Here is a 17,516-nt window from a genome sequence, read left to right as displayed (position 1 = left end):
TGCCGTTAACGGCTTCCTCTACGCAGAACAATCAAAGGGTTGCGAAACATCATTGAGAGACCGGCGCACGAAGACGTGACACGGTCACGACAGCCGCGCGCGGAACGGTTTTGTCCGCCCTCAGCGATTCCCCTCACTCGAGCGAGTTGGGACGAAGCGGCCATTTCGGAGGGCGTAGTGGCTCGACGTAACGCCTCCGGGCCCATTACCCCACCACTCGATGGTGAACCCGTCGCCCCGCCAGATGACCGAGGAAAAGTCGGATTCACTGTAGGGCCGCCCTGCGTTCTGGCTGGCGAGGGACACGGATTCGAGGCAGCTGCTGACCAGGATCCTGCCGCGTTCAATGGGCTTCGGCGACGTCAAATCGTAGACGAACATACGGATCTCGTGCCCCGCCCCACAGTGCCCCATCGGGTTGGAGGCGTTTGAATCGAACACCTGATACAGCGCGCGGAAGCGCTTCTTCCCGATTCGATGTACGCGCGTGTCGACGAACGCGCCAGTAGCAGCAGCGGCTAGCGTCACGCCGTCCAGCACAGCGTCCATGCCGCCTCCCTCCGGTCCGGCCGCCGTCCAGATCAACAGTGGGGGCCGTCCCTCCTCTCCAGCTATTGCGGCGGTGGGCAGCAGACAGAGAAGCAGCAAGAGCAGTCGAGACATGCGGAAGGAGGGCCATTGCCACGGGGAGTCGGACCCACTGTCAACAATCCCCGCTTGATCGTCTACACGGAAACATGGATGCCCCTGCGTTCCGCTGTTTGGCAGACGGACTGGCGATCCGCGCACGTCAGAAGCGTCACTTTTCGGCAAGGGGTGCGCGTTCGACAGCGGGGTCGGAGCCCTTCTGCGAAGGGAACCGACCCCGGCCCTGCGATCAGCCGTCCAGTGCCTGACGCAGTGCGGCCACGGTCGCGGTGCTGGTCTGGCTCCAGTCCGGGTCCAGACCGCGCAGCGCCGGGTTCTGGAACTGCATCGCCGAGCGGCGCAGGCCTTTTGCGGACGCGTGCAGTTCAGTACAGCCACTCCGTCGTGCCACGGTGGCGATGTTGGCCGGCCCCAGGCCCGCACCGGCCATCACCGTGATGCGGCCTGCCGCCTGGGTGACCAGACCGGCGAGCATATCCACGCCCGCTTCGGCGCTGACCTGGCCGCCCGAGGTCAGCACGCGCTGGCAGCCCAGCCCGATCACCTGCTCCAGCGCTGCCGGCAGATCGCGGGCCGCATCGAGGGCGCGATGGAAGGTCACCTGCAACGGCCCGGCGGCCTGGACCAGCTCGCGGCAGAGCGCCAGGTCGATGCCACCCTGCACGTCCAGCGCACCGATCACCACGCCATCGCAGCCCAGCGCGCGGCACTGCGCGATGTCACGCAGCATCAGTTCGGTTTCCAGCGCGTCGTAGTGGAAGTCGCCCGGGCGTGGCCGCACCAGCACGAACAGCGGGATCGACAGGCGTTCGCGTGCGATCGCGATGCTGGCGAAGGACGGCGTGGTGCCGCCCTCGGCCAGGTTGTCGAACAGCTCGATGCGGTCGGCGCCGCCGGCCTGCGCGGCCAGCGCCGAGGCCAGCGAATTGCTGGCGACCTCCAGAGTCAGCCGCGTGCTCACGCCTGGCTGCTCGTGTAGATCGACGGCGAGTCGCGCAGGTCATCCTGGCGCTGCGCATCGCACACCGCGTAGACGAAGCCGCGATGCAGCGCGTAGGCACCGACCTCGCCCTGCTTGTTCATCGCCAGGAAGCAGACCTGCAAGGTCTTGCTCGCTTCAGGCCGCTTGCGTACGACGCGGTCGATCGCCTCGCGGCAGGCCTGCGCCGGCGAACGCCCCTGGCGCATCAGCTCGACCACCAGGAACGAGGCGGCGTTGCGGATCATCTCCTCGCCCACGCCCGAGGCAGTGGCCGCTCCGACGTCGTTGTCGACATACAGGCCAGCACCGATGATCGGGCTGTCGCCGACCCGGCCGTGCAGCTTCCAGGCCATGCCACTGGTGGTGCACGCACCGGCCAGGCGGCCCTGGGCATCCAGCGCCAGCATGCCGATGGTGTCGTGGTTGTCGCTGTTGCCGGGGATACCTCGCCGCTCGGCGTTGATCTCCGGCTGGTACTTCTCGGTCTTCAGCCACTCGCGCCAGGCCGCTTCGGCATGCGGCGTCAGCAGATGCTTGCGCTCGAACCCCTGCTGCACCGCGAACTGCTGCGCGCCCTCGCCGACCAGCAGCACGTGCGGGCTGTTTTCCATCACTTTGCGGGCCACCGACACCGGATGCAGGATGTCGACCAGCGCGGCCACCGCGCCACAACGGCCATCGCCATCCATGATGCTCGCGTCCAGGCTGAGCACGCCGTCGCGATCAGGGTTGCCGCAATGGCCGACGGTGGGGTTGCACAGCTCGCTTTCGGCCCAGCGTGCGCCCGCTTCCACCGCATCCAGCGCGCTGCCGCCCTGCGCCAGCACCTTCCATGCGGCCTGGTTGGCCGGCACGCCGAAGTCCCAGGTGGAAACCACCCTGGCCCCACCCTGCGTGCGTGCATGCACGCCCGGCAAGGCCGCCATGCCCGCGGCCAGTGCACCGGCCTGCAGGAACTGCCTGCGATCCACCATCTTCCCCTCCCAGTCTGCAATGCGCGGCCGGCCCGATGCCGGCCCCGACGATCAGTCGTGCGTGGGCTGCCGTGCGGCGTGCCAGACCGCTGCGCCGAGCACGCCCAGCTGGCCGTGCTCCACGCGCCATACCGGCACCTGGCGCAGCACCTCGGTCAGCACGCCCTTGTTGAGGAAGCGCTCACGGAAGCGGCCATCGGCCAGGAAATCCTGCACATGTGCGGAAATGCCCCCGGCCAGGTACACCGAACGCGCACCGACGGCGATCGCTGCGTCGCCGGCCAGGCTGCCCAGCCAGGCACAGAACACCTGCAGCGTCTCCACCGCCAGGGCATCCTCGCCGCTGCGCGCGGCGCCGATCAGTGCCTCGGTGCTGCTCCACACCGGGGTGACGCCGCGCAGCTCGCACAGGCACGGATACAGGTTCATCAGGCCACTGCCGGACAGCACGCGCTCGTTGTCCACATGCGGCCAGCGCTGCAGCAGCTTGCCCAGCACCTGCAGTTCCAGCGCATTGCCCGCGCCGAGCGCGGCATGACCGATCTCGCTGGCCAGCACCGGGCGCTCGCCATCGGCGAAGCGCAGCGCAGCGCCCAGGCCGGTACCGGCGCCCAGCACCAGTGCCGGGAACGCCTGCGCCGGATCCGCGTCGCCATTCAGCGGCACCAGCGTGTCGGGCTGAAGGAAGGGAATGGCCAACGCCACCGCCTCGAAATCATTGATCAGCTGCAGTTCGCGCAGCCCGGACTGCGCGCGCGTGGCTGCGAGCGACACCGTCCACGGCAGGTTGGAATTGATCAGCACGTCGCCATCGAGCAGGCCGGCGATGGCGACCACTGCGGTCTGCATCGGCTGGCCGAGGCCTGCGGTGAAGTCAGCCAGGATCGCGGCCAGGCTGGGATGCTCGGCACAGGCATAGGTGCGGTGGCTGCCCAACGACGGCGCCCTGCCAGGTGCGGTTTCAGCCAGCGCAAGGCGGGCGAAGGTGCCGCCAACATCGGCGACGACCAGGCGGCGCGGAAGACCGCCGCAGGTGGAGTCGGAGGAAACCGGGGACGCTGCTGCGATGGTCACGCTGGCCTGCTTGGATCGATTGAATCGCCCCGATTCTCAGGCATCGGGGCCACTTTGCCTAGCGCGACGGCGGTTCAGGTTGGCCTACATGCCTTCCTGCTCGGCCACCTGCACGCCGTCCACCAGCACGCGCAGTCGTTGCGGGCGGAAGCCGGCGAACAACAGCGGCCGGGTGCGCTCGACCAGCACTTCGTGGCCGGCGATATGTCGCAGCCACGACTGTACCAGCGAGAACGAGAAGTGGGTGCCCGGATGCAGCGGATGCTGCACCCAGACTTTCTCGGTGGCGCTCTGCAGCAGCATCGCGCCGGTGAACCAGTGGCGGCTGAGGGTGACCGGCGTGGTGCCGGCCATGAAGCGGATATCCATGCGGGGTCCTTTCGCTGGAACGGTGGTGCGGGATCAGGGCTGGGCGGCCTGCAGGCTGTAGCGGGTGGTCGCGGTGAACACCGCGCCATCGGGCTGGGTGGAGCGTACCTCAACCTTGTGGCTGCCCACCGCCAGGTCGGTCGGCAGCGCACCGCGCCAGAGGTGCGGCGATGCGGTGGCCTCCGGTGAGCGGTCGTAGCCGCGCAGGCTGTCGGCCAGGTCGTCGGCCACGTTCTCCACCATCAGGCGCGGATCGGGCTGGCTGACCTGCTTCATCGGCTGCCAGGCGCCACCATCGACGCGGTACTCGACCACGCTGGCATCTTCGCCCATGTACACGTTGGCGTACACGCCCCACGCCGGGTAGGCCCCCTGGCGCAGCACCTTGGGTGCATGCAGGCCGATCTGCTCGCTGGCCGGCTTGCCCGCCACCCGGTACTGCAACCGGTAGCTGCCGTTGCCGGCCACGTCGAGCAGCGCATAGCCCTTCGGCGTGCCATCGCTCATCGTGCTGTCCGGCACGCCGGCGGCATTCTTCACCCCGGACCAGAACGCACCGCAGTTGGCCCCGACGTTGTACTCATGCAGCGGCTTGTCGCCGTTCCAGCCGTCGGCCTTGCCGTGGTAGACGTGCTGCTGGGTGTGGCTGTGGCCGCTGAGCACCAGCACGTTGCGGAAGTCCTTCAGCAGGTCGAACAGGCGCTGGCGGTCGGCGTGGCGGAAGGTCTCCCGCCCCGGTGCCGCGTCGAACAGCGGGATGTGCATGCCCAGCACCAGCAGGCGGTCCTTGTGCAGGCCCTTCAGGTAGCTGGCGAGGAAGGCGAACTGGTCTTCGCGCAGGCCACCGACGTACTTCGGGCTGGCCTTGGGGTCATACACCACGTCGTCCAGGAACACGAAACTGGCGCCGCCCTCTTCCACCGCGTAGGTGTCCGGGCCATAGATGTTGCGCCAGCTGTCCAGCGAATGCGCATCGCTGGCCGCATCAAAGTCGAGGTCGTGGTTGCCCGGCACATGGAACCACGGCACGCCGAGTTCGGTGGTGACCTTGTTGATCGCCGGGTACAGGGTCAGGTCGTCGTTGACGATGTCGCCCAGGGTGGTGCCCATGCGTGCCTTGGTCTGCCCGACCAGCGGCGCCACGATCGACTGCTGGTAGTAGCCGATGTCCTTCAGGCTGGCGGTCTGCGAATCAGTGAACACCAGCATCTGGAAGCCACGACGGCTGTCATGGCGGTCCGACTGCAGGGCGAAATCCCAGTTGCGGGTGACGCCGCCGGTCGCGGCGATGCCGCCGTACTTCAGCGCCGGCGAGCCGCTCGGGCGATAGTGGCGCCAGAACGAGGGCAGGCCATCGGCCGCCTTCGGGAAGGCGTAGGCATCGGGCTTGATCACGAATACGGTCTGGCCGTCGCGCACCGGCAGGCTGTAGCTGCCGTCAGCGGCAGTCTTGACGATGGTCTCGCCGTTGGAAACCTGCACCCCGGCCAGGCCCGGATCGGTCGCACCGCGGCCAGGCTTGCCGTCACGCTCCAGATACACCTTGCCGGTGACCACGGTGTCCGCGGCCCAGGCCGGCGAGGTCAGCAACAGGCAGCACAGCCAGGCGGCAGGCAGTTTCATGGGAGAGATCCGGCAAAAAGAGACGCGGTATTGTAGAGCCCCGCCACGCTCGGCTGCATTTCCGGCCGGCACTACCACACTTCAGCGATGGCGTTTTTCCAGTACTGCCCGCGCATCATCCAGCGACAGCCCGCGCGCGCGCAGCAGCACCAGCAGGTGGTACAGCAGGTCCGAGGCCTCGCCCAGCAGCGCCTCGTCATCCTGCGCCACCGCCGCCAGGGCGGTCTCCACACCCTCCTCGCCCACCTTCTGCGCGATGCGGCGGATGCCACCCTCGAACAGGCTGGTCGTATAGCTGCCGGGCGGGCGCTGCGCCTCGCGCATGGCCACCAGCTGGCCCAGCCCGCCCAGGAAATCCCTCGGCGCCTGGTCGAAACAGCTCTCGGCACCGGTGTGGCAGGTCGGACCGGCCGGGCGTGCCATCACCAGCAGCGTATCGGCATCGCAGTCGACGCTGATCGATTGCACCACCAGTACGTTGCCGGACTGCTCGCCCTTGGTCCACAGCCGTTGCTTGCTGCGGCTGAAGAAGGTCATGTGGCCGATGGCCAGCGTGGCGGCCAGTGATTCGGCACTGACATACCCGAGCATCAGCACCTGCAGGGTGTCGGCATCCTGCACCACCGCCGGCAGCAGGCCGTCGCCCTTGCCCCAGTCCAGCGCCTGCAACGCGTCCGGAGAGGGCCTCACTTCAATAGACATCCCGCACCTCGATCTGCTGTGCGCGCAGGTAGCGCTTCAATTCCGGAATGGCGATCGCGCCGCTGTGGAACACACTGGCGGCCAGCGCGCCGTCGACGTCGGCCTGGTCGAAGGCTTCGGCGAAATGCTCCATCGCACCGGCACCGCCGGAGGCGATCAGCGGCACCTGGCACAGGGCCCGCGCCTGCTGCAGCTGCGCGACGTCGTAGCCGCGGCGCACGCCATCGCTGTCCATGCAGTTCAGTACGATCTCGCCCGCGCCACGCCGTTGTGCTTCGACGATCCAGTCCAGGGTGCGCAGCGGCACCGCCTGGGTCTTGTCCGGATCGCCGCTGAAACGACGCACCCGCCATTGCCCGTCGGCCTCGCGCACCGAATCGACGCCCACCACAACGCACTGCACGCCAAACTCGTCCGCCAGCTCGGTGATCAACTCCGGCCGGCCCAGCGCCGGCGAATTGATCGACACCTTGTCGGCACCGGCAAACAGCACGCGGCGCGCGGTTTCCACGCTGTCGATGCCACCGGCCACGCAGAACGGAATGTCGATCAGGCGCGCGATGCGCTCGATCCACGCCACGTCCACCGAACGCGCTTCGGGACTGGCGCCGATGTCATAGAACACCAGCTCGTCCGCGCCTTGGTCGCGATAGCGCTGCGCCAACTCGGCGATGTCGCCCATGTCGACGTGGTCGCGGAAGCGCACGCCCTTGACCACGCGGCCGTCGCGCACGTCCAGGCAGGGAATGATGCGGCGGCTCAACATGCCAGCGCCTCCGCCAGGTCCATGCGCTGCTCCAGCAGCGCCTTGCCGAGAATCGCACCGCCACAGCCAGCGGCACGGGCCTCGGCCACATCGGCCACGTCACGGATGCCGCCGGACGCCTGCACCGCCACGCCCGGCAGCAATGCCGACAGGTGCTGGTAGAGGCCGATGTTGGGCCCGGCCAGCATGCCGTCGCGGGCGATGTCGGTGCACAGCAGGTGGCGCATGCCGGCGCGCGCGTAGCGCTGGGCCAGCTCGTCCAGGGTCACCCCGGCATTTTCGGTCCAGCCGTGCACCGGCAGCTGCCATTGTCCCTGTGCATCCTGGCGCGCGTCGAGCGCGATCGTGATGCGCTCGGCACCAAACTCCCCCAGCCAGCCGACCACTTCGTCGGGGCGGCGCACCGCCAGCGAACCGACCACCACGCGGCCGGCGCCAGCGTCGAGGATGCGCGCAACGTCGTCACGGCCGCGCACGCCACCGCCGGTCTGCACCTGGAGTGGCGTGTGCGCACGGATCGCCGCCAGCAGCGGCGCCAGCGTGTAGCCACCGGCGCGGGCGGCATCCAGGTCGACCAGGTGCATCCATTGCGCGCCCTGCGTGGCGAAGGCCTGCGCGCGCGGCAACGGGTCATCGCCATAGGAGGTTTCCTGCGCATAGTCGCCCTGGCGCAGGCGCACCACGCGGCCATCACGGATATCCAGCGCGGGGTAGACGATGAAACTCATGCAGCAGTGCCCTCAAGGAAATTGCGCAGCATCAGCGAACCGGTTTCGCCGGAGCGCTCGGGATGGAACTGCGCGCCGTAGTAGCGGCCCTGCTCCACCACGGCAGTGAACAGGCCGCCATGGTCGCAGGCAGCCACCGTGTGGGTGTTCAGTGGCGCCGCATAGCTGTGCACGAAGTAGGCGCTGGCGCGCTCGGGTACGCCGCGCAGCAGCAGCGACTCACGCAGCGGCAGCAGGCGGTTCCAGCCCATGTGCGGCACGCGGATGCCACAGGCCGGCACCAGCTTGCGCACCACCCCGGGAATCAGTCCCAATGTCTCCACGCCGGCCTCTTCGGAGCGCTCGAACAGCAGCTGCATGCCCAGGCAGATGCCCATCAGCGGCACCTCCAGCCGCTGCAGCGGTTCCACCAGGCCCTGCGCATGCAGGCGCTGCATGCCGGGACCGGCGGCGCCGACGCCGGGCAGGATCACCCGCTGCGCACCGGCCAGGCCGTCCGCATCGCGCACCAGCCGCACCGTCGCGCCCAGGCGCTCCAGTGCGTAGCGCACCGAACCGAGGTTGGCGCCACCGGCATCGATCAGCGCAACGTCGCTCACAGCGCCCCCTTGGTGCTCGGCAGCGCCGTGCCCTGGCGGGCCAGCGCCGGGCGCAGTGCGCGCGCCAATGCCTTGAAGCAGGCCTCCACCTTGTGGTGATCGTTGTCACCGCGCACCTGCAGGTTGAGGTTCAGGCCGCTGGCATCGCACAGCGAGCGGAAGAAATGCGGCACCAGCTCGGTGGGCATGTCACCCACCCGCTCGCGCTTGAACTCGCCCTCGAACACGAAATATGGCCGGCCACTGAAGTCCAGCGCGGCGCTGGCCAGCGTCTCGTCCATCGGCAGCGTGAAACCGTAGCGGCCGATGCCCCGCTTGTCGCCCAGCGCCTCGCGCAGGGCCTGGCCCAGGGCCAGCCCGGTGTCTTCGATGGTGTGGTGCTCGTCGATGTGCAGGTCGCCCTCGGCCTGGATGTCCAGCGCGAAGCCGCCGTGCTTGCCGATCTGTTCCAGCATGTGGTCGAAGAACGGCAATCCGGTGGAGATGCGTGCATCACCGGCACGGTCCAGGTCCAGTTCCACGCGGATCTTCGTTTCTTTCGTGTTGCGCTGGACCACGGCGGTACGCGGTGCGTCGGCCAGCGCGTGGGCAATGCCCGGCCAGTCCCACTCGCCACCGAACTGCTCGGTGCGCAGCTGGAAGCCCCGGATGTTGAGGTTGTCGGCGAACTGCAGGTCGGTGATGCGGTCGCCGACCATGCCCGAGCGCGCCCAGTCGATGCTGCGGTCCTGCAGGTAAGCCGTCATCAGTCCGATGCCCGGCTTGCGGGTCGGCGCATTGTCGTGCGGCCAGCTGCAGTCGATCAGCACGTCACGGAACGTGATGCCCTGGCTTTCGAAGATCTGCAGCATCAGGTCGTTGGGGCCGTCGAAGCTGGCACGCGGGTAGCTGTCGCTGCCGAGGCCGTCTTGGTTGGTGACGATCACGAACTGATAGCCGGCGTCGCGCAGCTTCAGCAGCGCCGGGATCACCTGCGGCACGAAGCGCAGCTTTTCGTAGGCGTCGATCTGGAAATCGGACGGCTCTTCGATGAGGGTGCCGTCGCGGTCGATGAACAGGATCGGGGTCATGCTGCGGCCCTCCGCGCCGACAGGGCCGCAAGCACGCGGTCATTCTCTTCGGGACTGCCGATGCTGATGCGCAGTGCATCACCCAGTTGCGGCGCGGCGCGCTGGTCGCGCACCACCACGCCTGCGTCCAGCAGCGTATCGAATGCGGCCTGGGCGTCGGCGAAGCGCGCCAGCAGGTAGTTGCCTGCCGAGGCGTACACCCGGCGCACGCCGGGCAGGCCGGCCAGGGCTGCACGCAGGCGCTCGCGCTCGGCGATCACCGTCGCCACCCGCTCGGCGGTGCGCGCCAGCGCGTCGGGTTGCAGTGCCCGCACGGCCAGTTCGGCGCACGGGGTCGGCACCGGGTACGGCGCCTGGCAGCGGCGCAGCACGGCAATCAGCTCCGGTGCGGCGATCAGGGTTCCAATGCGGGCCGCGGCCAGCGCATGCGCCTTCGACAGCGTGCGCAGCACCGCCAGGTTGGCGTGCGCGGCCAGCAACGTCGTCGCCGACGGGCGCTGCGCGTATTCCACATACGCCTCGTCCACCACGACCAGCGCCTGTCCGCGCAGCGCAACGGCCACGCGCTCGACGTCGTCCAGCGCGATGTCACTGCCGGCCGGGTTCGACGGCGCGCACAGGAACACCAGCGTGGCATTGCGGGCCTTGGCCGCGTCGATCACCGCATCCAGGTCGGTGCGCAGGCCATCCTCGCTGTCCACCAGCGGCACTTCAATCAGTGCAGCCCCCTGCAGCCGCGCGCACACTGCGTACATGCCGAACACCGGCGGCGTGACCAGCACGCCATCGCGGCCCGGCACGCACAGGGCGCGCACCAGCAGGTCAATGGCTTCGTCGCTGCCACGACCGATCAGCAGCTGTTGCGCCTGCACGCCATACAGCTTGGCAAGGCCCTCGCGCAGTGCCAGCGGCTGCGGCTCCGGATAGCGTCGGCTGCTGCCCGCGGCATCGGCCGGATTGGCCCAGGCCGACTCGTTGGCATTCAACCAGACTTCGCCCTGCACCGCCGCGCTGCGCGCCGAACTGTAGCCGGCGAACGCCTGCAGGTCCGGGCGCACCAGCGCCAGCACGTCCTCGATCGCCGCGCTCATGCCGCCGCCTCCATGCGCAATGCCACCGCACGCTCGTGGGCGTCCAGGCCTTCGGCGCTGGCGATGATGCGCGCGCAGCCGCCAATCGCCGCCAGGCCGGCGGCGCTGGCGCTCTGCACGCTGATCAGGTTCTGGAAACTGGCCACGCTGACACCGCTGTAGGCGCGCGCGGCACCGGCGGTGGGCAGCACGTGGTTGGTGCCGCTGCAGTAGTCGCCCAATGCCTCGGGGGTGTAATCCCCCAGGAACACCGAGCCGGCTGCCTGCACCTTGTCCAGCCACGCGCGCGGTTCACGCAGGGCCAGGATCAGGTGCTCGGGCGCATAGCGGTTGCTGATCGCGAACGCCTCGGCCAACGCATCGACCAGGATCAGCCGCGACGCCGACAAGGCCTGCCGTGCGATCTGCTGGCGCGGCAGCAGGGCGACCTGGCGCTCCACTTCGGCTTCGACCGCGGCCAGCATCGCCGCATCGTCGGTCAGCAGCAGCACCTGCGAATCCGGGCCGTGCTCGGCCTGCGACAGCAGGTCGGCGGCGACGAACGCTGGATTGGCGCCGGCATCGGCGATCACCAGCACTTCCGAGGGACCGGCCGGCATGTCGATGGCGGCGGCGCCGTCCTGTGCGACCTGCTGCTTGGCTTCGGTCACGAAGCTGTTGCCCGGCCCGAACAGCTTGTCGCAGGCCGGAATGCTGGCCGTGCCATAGGCCATCGCGGCGATCGCCTGCGCACCGCCCAGCTTGAACACGCGTTGCACGCCGGTCAGCCGCGCGGCCACCAGCACCGCCGGATCAGCCGTGCCATCGGCACGCGGCGGCGTGCACAGCACCACCTGCGGGCAGCCGGCCAGCTGCGCCGGCACGCCCAGCATCAGCGCGGTGGACGGCAGCGGCGCGCTGCCGGCCGGCACGTAGAGCCCTACCCGTCCGATCGGACGCAGCATGCGTTCGCAGACCACCCCCGGCGCGGTCTCCACCGCGTATCCCTTGCCCATGCCGGCGGCGTGGAAGCGGGCGATGCGCTCGGCGGCGTCCACCATGGCCTGGCGCAGTTCGGCGGGCACGGCGGCTTCTGCAGCGGCGAATTCGGCTTCGCTCACTTCAAAGGACGACAGCTCGACACCATCGAAACGCGCGGTGATCGCACGCAGCGCGTCGTCGCCCTGCGCACGCACCTGCGCGATCAGCGCAGCCACCGCGTCGCGGGTCTGCTGCGCCACGGTCTGCACCGGGCGGGTCAGCGCGGCGCGGCGCGCGGTTTCATCAAGTCGGGACCAGGTCAGACGGTTCATGCCAGCGACCGCTCCACGCTCAACACCATCAGGCCCTGCGCGCCGGCGCGCTCGAGCTCTTCCATGCGCTGCCAGCTCAGCGGGCCCGGGCACATGGTCTGCAGGCGCAGCGCGCCGCCATCGGCCGGCAGCCGCACCAGCGGCTCGGCATCGGCCAGCAGCTGCGCCAGCGCGTCTACGCGATCCTCGCTGGCGCGGAACATCAGCAGCTTGCGGTCCTGGCGCTGCACCACGCCGTCGAGGCGGCGCAGCAGCATCGCGCGCAGCGATGCGCGCGCATCATCCGGCACGCGCACCGCACCGGCCAGCACCGCCTCGCTGTCGAGCAGGTTGTGCACCGGGGTCAGCTGATTGGCGCGCAGTGTCGCGCCACTGGACACCAGATCGCAGATCAGGTCGGCCGTGCCCAGGCGCGGGGCGATTTCCACCGAACCGGACAGCTCGACCACCTGTGCATCCACGTTCTGCTCGGCCAGCCACTGCTTGAGGATGGCCGGGTAGCTGGTGGCGATGCGGGTACCGGCCAGCTGCGCCGGTCCCTGCCACTGCCACTCCTCGGGCACTGCCAGCATCAGCCGGCACTGGCCAAAGCCCAGCCCGCGCAACGCCTGGTAGGCATCGGGCAGCCCGATCTGGCGCCGCGCCGCGGCCTGCTCGTCCAGCTCGTTGCGGCCCACGATGCCGAGATCACAGACGCCGTCGGCGATCAGGCCGGGGATGTCGTCGTCGCGCACCAGCAGCAGGTCCACCGGCAGCGATTCGCCATAGCAGAACAGCTTGTCGCGGCTCTCACGCCAGCTCAGGCCACACGCGCTGAGCAGGTTGCGGGCGGGCTCGGCCAGCCGGCCACTCTTCTGGATGGCGATACGCAGCCGGTCTCGTGCCGGCGCTGCCTGGGTTGCACTCATGGGGGAGGTCTCGAAGTTCGGAACGGGGCGCGGATCAGCGCAGGGCAAGGCGGTCGATGGCAGCGGCATAGCCTCGATGGCCATGCTCGAGCGTGCGCGCCACCCGTCCGGTGGTGGTCACGCTGACGCCGGTGCGCTCGTGGATCTCGCGGTACGGCACGCCCTGCTGCAGCAACGGCACCACCTTCCAGCGGTCGGCCATGGCCTCCAGCTCGGCCGGGGTGCAGAGGTCGCGCAGGAAGGCCTCGACCTGCTCCGGCTCGCGCAGGGCGGCAAAGGCCCGGGCCAGGGCTTCCAGGTCGGCCTTGGGGTCTTTGGCTGCAATCTCGGGGCGGGCTTTCACGGGTCGGGTCCATGCATCAATGTAATAGCGCGTTAGTACATTAGCGCATTCTTGCGCGGTGCGTCAAATCGGGGGTTGGGGGGCGGCAAGGCTGCCCTGCACCCGCAGAGGCAAGAGCCAGAGCAACAGCAAAAGGCGGTTTCCCGAGGGTTGGCGGGATGGATCCGGTTGAGGGGGGCGCTGCAAGTACGTCCATGTAAGCTCGGTCGCCGCATCCATGCGGCTCACGCCCCCTCAACCGGACCCACCCCGCCTTCGACAGTTGACCGCGATCTGTCAGAACAGCATGGATCGGATCGGAACCGGCTTTTGTAGAGTCGAGCCATGCTCGACTGCGCTTCGCCCGCAAACGCAGAACGCCCACCAAAGGGCGGGCGTTCTGCTTTCAAATCAACAATCTGGCCGACTCAGGGCAGGCAGCGCACCTCGGCCTGCAGCGCCCCGCGCCGCAGGCATTCGCCGAACAAGATGCCCTGCCGGCTCGGCAGGGACTGGATGTTTTCCAACGCCCCTGCGCCGGCAGGACACGTCCGCGAGGCCAGGGCCTGCAGGTCGCCCTCCAGCTGCGCGCGATCGATCACGTGGCAGCGATCGACCTGCAGCCGGTACTGTGCCGGCCCTATCCGTGCACTGCGCAGCGCCGGGTCGCTCTGGCAGCCCGCCAGCAGGAGCACGCACAGCGCCCCTGCGGCGGCCCGCATCACGCCATTGCCTTGGACTGCTCCAGCTCCACCTGCAGGGTGCTGGCCAGCTCGTCGCGGGAGACTTCGAACTGCTGCTCGCGCAGCAGGTCCTTCACCGCCACCACGCCACGTGCCAGCTCGTCCTCGCCGGCCAGCACCACGAAGCGGATGCCGGCCTTGGCCGCGTACTGGAACTGCTTACCGATCTTCTTCGGCTCCATCTGCACCTCGGTGTTGATGCCACCGGCGCGCAGGCGGCGCGCGATGTCCAGCGACTGCGGCATGCCCTGCTCGTCCATCAGTGCCACCAGTGCCTGCACGCTGCTGGCCTCGATGCCGTCGATCAGGCCGGCTTCGCGCAGCTGCCAGAACAGGCGCGACAGGCCGATGGAGATGCCCACGCCCGGCAGCTTCGACTTGCTGTAGTGGCTGGCCAGGTCTTCGTAGCGGCCGCCCGAGCAGATCGAGCCGATCTGCGGATGGTCGGTCAGCGTGGTCTCGTAGACGGTGCCGGTGTAGTAGTCCAGGCCGCGCGCAATGGAGAAGTTCAGGCAGTACGCGGTTTCCGGCACGCCCAGCGCCTGCACCAGCTGCAGCACCTCGCGCAGTTCGGCCACGCCAGTGCGCAGGATCTCCGAAGAACCGGCGTCGGCTTCAAGGGCAGCCAACTGCGCGAGCGCATCGGCATGCCCCTGCGAACGCACGGCTACGAACGCCAGGATCCTCTCGACCTGTTCGACCGGGATGTTGAAACCCTCGCCCACCAGCGTCTCGCGCACGTAATCGGCGCCGCGCTTGTCCAGCTTGTCCACTTCGCGCAACACCGCCAGCTGGCGCTCGCCTTCGGCCACGCCCAGGCTTTCGAAGAAGCCGCGCATCAACTTGCGGTTGTTCAACTGGATGCTGAAATCGCCGATGCGCAGTTCCGAGAACACCGCGTGGATGACCGCCAGCACCTCGGCGTCGTAACGCACGCTCAGGCTGTCCTTGCCGATCACGTCGATGTCGCACTGGTAGAACTCGCGGAAGCGGCCGCGCTGGGCGCGTTCGCCACGGTACACGCGCTGCATCTGGTAGCGGCGGAACGGGAAGGTCAGCTCGTGTTCGTGCTCGGCCACGTAGCGCGCCAGCGGCACGGTCAGGTCGAAACGCAGCGCCATTTCCGGCAGCGAACGGTCACCCGATTCGGCCGCATTGGCCAGCGCACCGGTGGACTGCACGAAATACACCTGGCGCTCAGTCTCGCCACCGGACTTGGTCAGCAGCACGTCGGACAGTTCGAACACCGGCGTCTCGACCGGCAGGAACCCGAAGCGCTCGTAGTTGCGGCGGATGACGTCCAGCATGCGCTGGAACGCAATCTGCTCGCGCGGCAGCAGCTCAAGGGTGCCGGGCGGGGTACGGGGCTTGATCACGGGCGGAACTCCTGCTGGAACGGGACGTGGGAGGGGGCGACATTCTAGCGCCCCCGCCTCCGGCAGGGTCGAACGGCCGCTTGAAGTATCATAAGGCCCTCCCCGCCCGCGATACGCCCCCGCAACATGTCACGGCCTTCCGGCGCTCCGCCCGCCAACAACGATCCCGCCGCGCCGTCCTGCATCACGCTGGACTGCCTGCACTGCTCGGTTCGCCACCTTGCGGTGTGCTCGGCGTTGTCGCCCGATGAAGTGCAGGCGCTGGAACAGGTCACCGTTTCGCAGCAGGTCGGCATGGGCAGCACCCTGGCCCGCACCGGCGAGGAGCGCCAGCATGTCTATACATTGACCGGCGGCGCGCTGCGCCTGGTTCGCACCCTGGCCGACGGCCGGCGCCAGATCAGCGGCTTCGTGCTGCCCGGTGACTACCTCGGGCTGAGTGGCAGCGATCACCACCGCTACGACATCGAAGCGATCGCCGACAGCCGCGTCTGCCGGGTCGCGCTGCCACAGATGAAGGCGCTGCGCAGCCGCTTCCCGCACTTGGAGCGCAAGCTGCTGCAGCGCGCCTGCCAGGAACTGGACGCCGCCCAGGATGCGGCGCTGGCATTGGCACGCCTGCAGCCGGCCGAGAAGCTGGCCGATTTCCTGCTGCGCCTGGCCGCACGCGAGGCCAGGCTCGGCGGTGACGGCCTGCGCGTATCGCTGCCGATGGGGCGCGGCGATATCGCCGACCACCTGGGCCTGACCATGGAAACGGTCAGCCGCACCTTCACCAAGCTGCGCCAGCAGGGGCTGATCGCCCTGCCCCACCTGAACGTGGTGGAGATCCTCGACGAGGACGGGCTGCGCACGCTGGCCGGTGAAGGATTGATCTGACCGCATCGCGGTTCGTGGGGTTGCCGGCCAGCGGCCGGCACTACCCGTGTTGCATCCTCCATCTGCGATCAACGCATCAACACCTCACGCAACGCCGCGTAATCGGCCGCCAATGGCTCGGCATGCGCCGGTCGCTGCAGCAACGCGTCCAATGCCGGCGGCACCGCGACCGGGCCGCCGATCAACGGCTCCACCACCGCCTCGAACTTGGCCGGATGCGCCGTGGCCACCACCGCCCAGTCGCCCTTGGCACCGCGCGCACGCAGGTCCTGCAACACCTTCACCGCCGTCGCCGTGTGCGGGCAGAACAGTTCGCCGCTGCTGGCATGCGCTGCGGCAATCGTCGCGCGGATGGTCACGTCATCCACCGCGAACGCGCGGAAGGCAGCGCGCAGCTCGGCATCATCACCGTGATGCCAGCGCAGGCGTTCGAAGTTGCTTGGCGCCCCCACATCCATTGCGTTGGCGACCGTGGCCACACTGGCCTGCGGCTGATAGTCGCCACCGTTGAAGTACGCCGGCAGCACCGCATTGGCATTGGTCGCCAGCACGATCTGCCCGATCGGAACGCCCAGCGCGCGCGCCAGCACTGCGGCCATCGCATTGCCCAGATTGCCGGTCGGCACCACCAGATTGAGCCGACGACGATGCGCTGCGTAGTGGGTCAACGCCGCATGTGCGTAGTAACTCATCTGAGGGAGCAGGCGGCCGAGGCTGATGCTGTTGGCCGAGCTGAGCGGCACCTGCGCCTGCAGGTTACGGTCGGCCAGCGCCTGCTTGACCATGGCCTGGCAATCGTCAAACGCCCCGGCCACACGCAGCGCCTGGATGTTGTCGCCGAAGCAGCCAAGCTGATGCGCCTGCCGCGGTGACACGCGGCCATCCGGGTACAGCACCACCACACGCACGCCCGGCTGGCGATGGAAGGCTGCCGCCACGGCGGCACCGGTATCGCCAGAGGTGGCGACAACGATCGTCAGGTCGCGGTCCTTGCCGGCCTGCAGCCGCGACAGCGTTCCGGCCAGGAAACGCGCGCCGATGTCCTTGAACGCCGCCGTCGGCCCATGGAACAGCTCCAGCACATGGTCGCCGTTGCCAAGTGCACGCAGCGGCACCGGGAAGTCGAACGCCTCGCGGCAGATCGACGGCAACGCGGCCTCGAGCGCGTCAGCGGCGAAGAACGGTGCCAGCAGGTCCGCGGCGGTATCGGCCAGCGTCGCCCCGGCCTGCAGCTCACGTGCCGCCGGCAGGGTGGCGGGCACATACAGCCCGCCGTCGGGTGCCAATCCTGCAGCGATCGCGGCGCTGAGGCCAACGGCCGGAGCTTGGCCGCGGGTCGAAACAAAGTGCATGGGGTCGGTATCCAGTAG

The 17,516-nt window shown here is 68.8% G+C and carries 19 protein-coding genes; 1 reads left to right on the top strand and 18 read right to left on the bottom strand.

Translation table 11 applies throughout. The features are described 5' to 3' along the window. Positions 1-120 precede the first annotated feature (120 nt). From AC5P9C_RS12210 to hisS, 17 genes are all read right to left on the bottom strand, one after another. Entirely contained in the window at positions 121-549 is a 429-nt protein-coding gene (locus AC5P9C_RS12210) for a hypothetical protein (RefSeq protein ID WP_258027080.1), read from the bottom strand. 328 nt (positions 550-877) lie between these two features. Then, positions 878-1,609 (bottom strand): copper homeostasis protein CutC, encoded by a 732-nt coding sequence (locus AC5P9C_RS12205; RefSeq protein ID WP_329849764.1) that lies wholly within the window; start codon positions 1,607-1,609, stop codon positions 878-880. Next, positions 1,606-2,604: a glycosylasparaginase gene (locus AC5P9C_RS12200; protein ID WP_343541368.1), complete on the bottom strand. Its 999-nt coding sequence runs from the start codon at positions 2,602-2,604 to the stop codon at positions 1,606-1,608. The genes AC5P9C_RS12205 and AC5P9C_RS12200 overlap by 4 nt, the downstream gene beginning before the upstream one ends. 51 nt (positions 2,605-2,655) lie before the next feature. Further along, positions 2,656-3,678 carry a glucokinase gene (locus tag AC5P9C_RS12195; RefSeq protein ID WP_150826536.1) on the bottom strand — a complete coding sequence of 341 codons (1,023 nt, stop codon included), beginning with the start codon at positions 3,676-3,678 and terminating at the stop codon, positions 2,656-2,658. Positions 3,679-3,762: 84 nt separating this feature from the next. Continuing rightward, complete coding sequence (locus tag AC5P9C_RS12190; protein WP_005409434.1) at positions 3,763-4,047, bottom strand: hypothetical protein; 285 nt, start codon at positions 4,045-4,047, stop codon at positions 3,763-3,765. A 33-nt stretch (positions 4,048-4,080) separates the two neighbouring features. Next, a complete protein-coding gene (locus AC5P9C_RS12185; RefSeq protein ID WP_164688002.1) occupies positions 4,081-5,670 on the bottom strand; it encodes a calcineurin-like phosphoesterase C-terminal domain-containing protein in 1,590 nt (529 codons plus the stop codon). A gap of 81 nt (positions 5,671-5,751) precedes the next feature. Then, positions 5,752-6,372 carry a bifunctional phosphoribosyl-AMP cyclohydrolase/phosphoribosyl-ATP diphosphatase HisIE gene (gene hisIE, locus AC5P9C_RS12180; protein WP_343541365.1) on the bottom strand — a complete coding sequence of 207 codons (621 nt, stop codon included), beginning with the start codon at positions 6,370-6,372 and terminating at the stop codon, positions 5,752-5,754. Next, complete coding sequence (gene hisF / locus AC5P9C_RS12175) at positions 6,362-7,138, bottom strand: imidazole glycerol phosphate synthase subunit HisF (RefSeq protein WP_053462807.1); 777 nt, start codon at positions 7,136-7,138, stop codon at positions 6,362-6,364. The genes hisIE and hisF overlap by 11 nt, the downstream gene beginning before the upstream one ends. Continuing rightward, complete coding sequence (gene hisA / locus AC5P9C_RS12170; protein WP_057494492.1) at positions 7,132-7,866, bottom strand: 1-(5-phosphoribosyl)-5-[(5-phosphoribosylamino)methylideneamino]imidazole-4-carboxamide isomerase; 735 nt, start codon at positions 7,864-7,866, stop codon at positions 7,132-7,134. Before hisA ends, hisF begins: the two co-directional genes overlap by 7 nt. Beyond that, on the bottom strand, positions 7,863-8,465 hold the full coding sequence (hisH, locus tag AC5P9C_RS12165) for an imidazole glycerol phosphate synthase subunit HisH (protein ID WP_049471324.1): 603 nt from the start codon (positions 8,463-8,465) through the stop codon (positions 7,863-7,865). Before hisH ends, hisA begins: the two co-directional genes overlap by 4 nt. Then, entirely contained in the window at positions 8,462-9,535 is a 1,074-nt protein-coding gene (gene hisB, locus AC5P9C_RS12160) for a bifunctional histidinol-phosphatase/imidazoleglycerol-phosphate dehydratase HisB (protein WP_053462805.1), read from the bottom strand. Before hisB ends, hisH begins: the two co-directional genes overlap by 4 nt. After that, the gene (gene hisC, locus AC5P9C_RS12155) at positions 9,532-10,626 is read right to left on the bottom strand and encodes a histidinol-phosphate transaminase (protein WP_329849776.1); all 1,095 of its coding nucleotides are present in this window, start codon (positions 10,624-10,626) and stop codon (positions 9,532-9,534) included. The genes hisB and hisC overlap by 4 nt, the downstream gene beginning before the upstream one ends. Next, positions 10,623-11,918 carry a histidinol dehydrogenase gene (gene hisD / locus AC5P9C_RS12150; RefSeq protein ID WP_049471319.1) on the bottom strand — a complete coding sequence of 432 codons (1,296 nt, stop codon included), beginning with the start codon at positions 11,916-11,918 and terminating at the stop codon, positions 10,623-10,625. The genes hisC and hisD overlap by 4 nt, the downstream gene beginning before the upstream one ends. Then, entirely contained in the window at positions 11,915-12,826 is a 912-nt protein-coding gene (gene hisG / locus AC5P9C_RS12145) for an ATP phosphoribosyltransferase (RefSeq protein ID WP_021202834.1), read from the bottom strand. Before hisG ends, hisD begins: the two co-directional genes overlap by 4 nt. 34 nt (positions 12,827-12,860) lie before the next feature. Continuing rightward, the gene (locus AC5P9C_RS12140; protein WP_049471317.1) at positions 12,861-13,169 is read right to left on the bottom strand and encodes a YerC/YecD family TrpR-related protein; all 309 of its coding nucleotides are present in this window, start codon (positions 13,167-13,169) and stop codon (positions 12,861-12,863) included. Positions 13,170-13,576: 407 nt separating this feature from the next. Beyond that, entirely contained in the window at positions 13,577-13,870 is a 294-nt protein-coding gene (locus AC5P9C_RS12135) for a hypothetical protein (protein WP_206149807.1), read from the bottom strand. Further along, on the bottom strand, positions 13,870-15,267 hold the full coding sequence (gene hisS, locus AC5P9C_RS12130; RefSeq protein WP_343542560.1) for a histidine--tRNA ligase: 1,398 nt from the start codon (positions 15,265-15,267) through the stop codon (positions 13,870-13,872). The genes AC5P9C_RS12135 and hisS overlap by 1 nt, the downstream gene beginning before the upstream one ends. 126 nt (positions 15,268-15,393) lie before the next feature. Here hisS and AC5P9C_RS12125 point away from each other — a divergent pair, with 126 nt between their 5' ends. Then, positions 15,394-16,146 (top strand): Crp/Fnr family transcriptional regulator, encoded by a 753-nt coding sequence (locus AC5P9C_RS12125; RefSeq protein ID WP_049471312.1) that lies wholly within the window; start codon positions 15,394-15,396, stop codon positions 16,144-16,146. Positions 16,147-16,214: 68 nt separating this feature from the next. Here AC5P9C_RS12125 and thrC read toward each other — a convergent pair whose 3' ends face one another. Next, positions 16,215-17,498 (bottom strand): threonine synthase, encoded by a 1,284-nt coding sequence (thrC, locus tag AC5P9C_RS12120; RefSeq protein ID WP_414615079.1) that lies wholly within the window; start codon positions 17,496-17,498, stop codon positions 16,215-16,217. Positions 17,499-17,516: the final 18 nt, after the last annotated feature.

It is taken from the genome of Stenotrophomonas sp. YJH_SMC_10 (genome assembly GCF_059371555.1).
This window is presented reverse-complemented; position numbering and strand designations above follow the sequence as displayed.

Coding starts and splice junctions, on each gene's coding strand:
- AC5P9C_RS12210 (WP_258027080.1), bottom strand. CDS start 549: ATGGACGCTGTGCTGGACGGCGTGACGCTAGCCGCTGCTGCTACTGGC.
- AC5P9C_RS12200 (WP_343541368.1), bottom strand. CDS start 2,604: ATGGTGGATCGCAGGCAGTTCCTGCAGGCCGGTGCACTGGCCGCGGGC.
- AC5P9C_RS12190 (WP_005409434.1), bottom strand. CDS start 4,047: ATGGATATCCGCTTCATGGCCGGCACCACGCCGGTCACCCTCAGCCGC.
- AC5P9C_RS12185 (WP_164688002.1), bottom strand. CDS start 5,670: ATGAAACTGCCTGCCGCCTGGCTGTGCTGCCTGTTGCTGACCTCGCCG.
- hisIE (WP_343541365.1), bottom strand. CDS start 6,372: ATGTCTATTGAAGTGAGGCCCTCTCCGGACGCGTTGCAGGCGCTGGAC.
- hisF (WP_053462807.1), bottom strand. CDS start 7,138: ATGTTGAGCCGCCGCATCATTCCCTGCCTGGACGTGCGCGACGGCCGC.
- hisA (WP_057494492.1), bottom strand. CDS start 7,866: ATGAGTTTCATCGTCTACCCCGCGCTGGATATCCGTGATGGCCGCGTG.
- hisB (WP_053462805.1), bottom strand. CDS start 9,535: ATGACCCCGATCCTGTTCATCGACCGCGACGGCACCCTCATCGAAGAG.
- hisC (WP_329849776.1), bottom strand. CDS start 10,626: ATGAGCGCGGCGATCGAGGACGTGCTGGCGCTGGTGCGCCCGGACCTG.
- hisD (WP_049471319.1), bottom strand. CDS start 11,918: ATGAACCGTCTGACCTGGTCCCGACTTGATGAAACCGCGCGCCGCGCC.
- hisG (WP_021202834.1), bottom strand. CDS start 12,826: ATGAGTGCAACCCAGGCAGCGCCGGCACGAGACCGGCTGCGTATCGCC.
- AC5P9C_RS12135 (WP_206149807.1), bottom strand. CDS start 13,870: ATGCGGGCCGCCGCAGGGGCGCTGTGCGTGCTCCTGCTGGCGGGCTGC.
- AC5P9C_RS12125 (WP_049471312.1), top strand. CDS start 15,394: ATGTCACGGCCTTCCGGCGCTCCGCCCGCCAACAACGATCCCGCCGCG.
- thrC (WP_414615079.1), bottom strand. CDS start 17,498: ATGCACTTTGTTTCGACCCGCGGCCAAGCTCCGGCCGTTGGCCTCAGC.